The sequence below is a fragment of the Mycolicibacterium iranicum genome (assembly GCF_002101705.1).
In the GTDB taxonomy this organism is placed as follows: Bacteria; Actinomycetota; Actinomycetes; order Mycobacteriales; family Mycobacteriaceae; genus Mycobacterium; species Mycobacterium iranicum.
Genome location: NZ_LQPC01000059.1, coordinates 1 through 2,636, shown reverse-complemented (window position 1 = coordinate 2,636; position 2,636 = coordinate 1). Strand labels below are relative to the sequence as shown.

The 2,636-nt window shown below is 63.2% G+C and carries 1 protein-coding gene and 1 pseudogene; one reads left to right on the top strand and one right to left on the bottom strand.

Annotated elements, in window-relative coordinates; translation table 11 throughout:
- Positions 1-343 precede the first annotated feature (343 nt).
- Complete coding sequence (locus AWC12_RS27175; RefSeq protein ID WP_083082701.1) at positions 344-1,087, bottom strand: SDR family NAD(P)-dependent oxidoreductase; 744 nt, start codon at positions 1,085-1,087, stop codon at positions 344-346.
- A 460-nt stretch (positions 1,088-1,547) separates the two neighbouring features.
- Between AWC12_RS27175 and AWC12_RS27170 the strand changes: the two are divergent.
- Positions 1,548-2,558 (top strand): annotated as a pseudogene (locus AWC12_RS27170) (IS256 family transposase); the annotation flags it as partial.
- Between the last annotated feature and the right edge of the window lie 78 nt (positions 2,559-2,636).

Here is a 2,636-nt window from a genome sequence, read left to right as displayed (position 1 = left end):
TCGGCCTGAGCAACTCCTTCGGATTCGGCGGACACAACAACGTTCTCGTCGTCGCCGCCGGAAGCGGCCCCGAAGCCTGACATCCGTAGACGCGACGCGCACAGAAAGACGTGCGCCAAGCGGCGAAGATCACGCCGTCCGGCGTTCCGCACGCGCTAATACCAAAGACGCCGCCGCCACTCAGGGTTTGTCTCGACGCGGCACGCCGTCGCCCAATGTCGACCCGGCGACTCGCCAGCAGGGCCACGTCCTAGCTCTTGATCGGCCTGAGAATCAGCGGATTCAGTGCGCCGGTGCGGCGTGCTTGTCGGGCAGATTGGAAGGCAGAGGAATTCACCGACAGTCAGATTCCTACCGACAGCGAGAAGGAGTCGAAGTACTTCGGTGCAACCATTGAGCCTAAAGCGAGGTAACGCGCGAAGATCGGCTGAACCATGACGGGTTTACTCTCAATGGCGTGGACGACCCACTCGGCAGCGTCTGCGGCCGACAGCGCGGGAAAAGCGCGGTACTCCTCTGTTGGTGCGATCATCGGAGTGGTGACCAACGGATAGTGAATAGTAGACACGGCGACTCCGCTGCGCGCCAATTCAGTGCCCATGCTGCGACTGAAGGCGCTCAGCGCAGCCTTCGAAGCGTGATAGGCGGTGAATTTTGGCATCGAACCTGCAGGTACTCCCCATGTCCCGACGTTCACGATGTGGGCGTTACCGCGCTCGACCATCGATGGCAGAAGCCCGAGTGTAAGTTGCACCGCGCTCAAGTAATTGAGCCGGATCGTGCGCTCGTAGTCATGGAATCGATCCGTAGATTGAAGCAGAGTCCGGCGGATCGAACGCCCGGCGTTGTTGACCAAGATGTCGGGCGCAGCATCCTGCTGCTGCGCATCGCTCACTAGTCGCTCGACGTCATCACCATCTGTCAAGTCACATGTCAGGAAGCGGGCCGATCCGCCGGATGAGCGGATCTCGGCACATACCTCTGCAAGCAATTCATGTCGTCGAGCAACGAGGACCATCCGGGCGCCATAACTGGCGAGTACGAGCGCCAGTTCGCGGCCAATACCCGAAGACGCACCCGTCACCATGCATGTCTTGCCCTTCAGCTGAGGAACGCCGCTCCGCGCTCGCCGACGCAGATCACGCCGCCGCCCGAGGATGGATCTGTTCGAAGTCAGTCGGACCAAAGCTCTGTATCTCACGAAGACTCCCTACCTCGGTGATGGCATACCTCAATCTTGCGGGCGGTAGACGTAATCTGCGTTCCGTCGCCCTCACGCACATGTCAGGATCTCACGCTGTCAGACCGCAGCCGCTATCCGGCAGACTCGTCAATTTCCAGCGCGAAGCCGCTCACGTGCAATCAGCGAGTTCCGGCTCGGAAAGCCAAGGGACGTGATGAACGCCGGGTAAGTCCCCTGGTGTGGTGGGGTTTCGGGGGCTGGGGATGACGGTGTCGGGTGTGTCGTTGCCGGTGCTGGGGTGGGCCATCGCGTAGTGGTCAGTGAGTTACCTACCAAGTGACTCAACAGGAAGACACACGACGCGATGACCCAGGATCATTCTGCCCTGCTTGCCCATCTCGATGCACTGAAGTCCGCTGATGCGGGTGCAGTGTTCGCCGAGCTGATCCGTAGCGGGCTGCAGCAGCTCATCGAGGCCGAAGCCAGCGCCGCGATCGGCGCCGGCCGCTATGAGCGCACCGACGGACGCACCGTGCACCGCAACGGGCACCGCCCCAAGACCATCGCCACGACCGCCGGTGATGTGGAGGTGCAGATCCCCAAGCTGCGGGCCGGGTCGTTCTTCCCCTCGCTGCTGGAGCGGCGCCGCCGCATCGACCGCGCGTTGCACGCGGTGATCATGGAGGCCTACGTGCACGGTGTGTCGACCCGCAGCGTCGACGACCTCGTCGCGGCCATGGGTGTGCAAACCGGGGTCTCCAAGTCGGAGGTCTCGCGGATCTGCGCCGGCCTGGACAAGGAGGTCGAGGCATTCCGCACCCGCAGCCTGGCCCACACGACGTTTCCGTACGTGTTCTGCGATGCGACGTTCTGCAAGGTCCGCGTCGGTGCGCACGTGGTCTCCCAAGCGCTGGTGGTGGCCACCGGGGTGTCGATCGACGGCACCCGCGAAGTGCTGGGCACAGCCGTCGGTGACAGTGAGTCCTTCGAGTTCTGGCGCGAGTTCCTCGCATCCCTGAAAGCTCGTGGTCTGTCCGGGGTGCATCTGGTTATCTCCGATGCCCATGCGGGACTCAAAACAGCTGTGGCACAGCAGTTCACGAACTCATCATGGCAGCGTTGCCGGGTGCATTTCATGCGCAATCTGCACACCGCGGTCGCGGCCAAGCACGCTCCGGCCGTCACGGCGGCGGTCAAGACGATCTTCGCTCACACCGATCCCGCCGAGGTCGGCGCCCAGTGGGACCGGGTCGCTGACACCGTGGCCGCCAGCTTCCCGAAGGTGGCCGCGATGATGGCTGAGGCCAAGACCGACGTGCTGGCGTTTACCGCGTTCCCCAAGGCGCACTGGCAGAAGATCTGGTCGAACAACCCCAGATCGGTTAACCGGCCCTCTCACGACACGATCATGGGTGCGGCGTGAGGTCCGGGGCCGACGGCGTTGCTCGGCGCA